Raw genomic sequence first — 303 nt, 5'->3', positions numbered from 1 at the left:
GCCTGAAAGTAACCAGTTTGTGGATCTGACTTCACATCCAGACGTAATTTATAATAAGTCGGCACTTGATAAGGCGACATACCTGCATCAAGCTGATATCTAAGGCAGTCTTTTGAGATATATTGCGCAGACACATACGGTTTTGTGTATTTCGGCACGACACCTTCCACCGTAATCAACTGTTTCTTCTCGTCAGGCGAAAAAGGAAAAAGCCTGCCAAAAAGGGTGTCGCCAAACGCCCAGTAAATAAAATAGAGAAATAATAAGGACAGCGTTATCTTCAATATTTTCATACGGACAGTT

General features: G+C 41.3%; 1 pseudogene. It reads right to left on the bottom strand.

Annotated elements, in window-relative coordinates:
* Positions 1-293, bottom strand: a pseudogene (locus Phpb_RS18825) (hypothetical protein); the annotation flags it as partial.
* Positions 294-303: the final 10 nt, after the last annotated feature.

It is taken from the genome of Photorhabdus namnaonensis (assembly GCF_001684335.1).
Lineage (GTDB): Bacteria > Pseudomonadota > Gammaproteobacteria > Enterobacterales > Enterobacteriaceae > Photorhabdus > Photorhabdus namnaonensis.
The sequence above is the reverse complement of the archived record's forward strand: the minus strand, read 5'-3'. Positions and strand labels throughout refer to the sequence as shown.